This window comes from Pseudomonas sp. EA_5y_Pfl2_R50, assembly GCF_963970475.1.
In the GTDB taxonomy this organism is placed as follows: domain Bacteria; phylum Pseudomonadota; class Gammaproteobacteria; order Pseudomonadales; family Pseudomonadaceae; genus Aquipseudomonas.
Genome location: NZ_CAXAPT010000062.1, coordinates 1 through 658, shown reverse-complemented (window position 1 = coordinate 658; position 658 = coordinate 1). Strand labels below are relative to the sequence as shown.

1 protein-coding gene is annotated in these 658 nt (G+C 60.6%); it reads left to right on the top strand.

The window, feature by feature from the left end; all coding sequences use genetic code 11:
- Positions 1-101: 101 nt before the first annotated feature.
- A partial coding sequence (locus AACY19_RS26705; protein WP_339454484.1) for a magnesium transporter MgtE N-terminal domain-containing protein occupies positions 102-658 on the top strand: 557 nt, incomplete at its 3' end.

Sequence of the window (658 nt, the reverse complement as noted above, 5' to 3'; positions counted from 1 at the left end):
TTGGCAAGCTATCGGATGTCGTCACACGACTTCGCGACAATGACTATCCCCTTCTGACAGGCTTGGTCATCTCACTGGGCAGTGCGGGTTATTTCGTGCCCATGAGCGACGTGACGAGCATCGACCCCGAGGCGGTCCGCCTCCGCACTGCCAAGGTGGATTTACGGCCCTTCCAGCGCCGCGATGGCGAATTGCTGCTCAAGGAGAACATTCTCGGGCATCGCATCATTGATGTCGCTCGCAGCGCCCTGGTGAAAGCCTACGACGTTCGGCTCGCTTTGGCTGCAAACGGCTGGATTGTAACAGGGCTGGACGTTCACAAGGGGCGCTGGTTTCACCTTGGCCGGCACGAAGAGCATCCCGCGCGGGACTGGCATTCGTTCCTGTTGCTGATCGGCGATGAGCGCGGTTCGGGGTCGCGTTCGGCTGCGAGCCGCGTGACCAAGCTCAAACCTGCCCAGATCGCCGATATCATTGAGAGTGCCTCGTCGCGAGAAGAGAACGTCCTGCTGGCGCACGTACATGAAGACCCGGAACTGGAGGCTGACGTCTTCGAAGAACTGGACGACAACAAACAGGCAAGACTGCTGCACGCGCGCACCGATGAGGAGGTGGCGGGGCTCCTTGCCAGAATGCGCGCTGATGATGCCGCGGATGC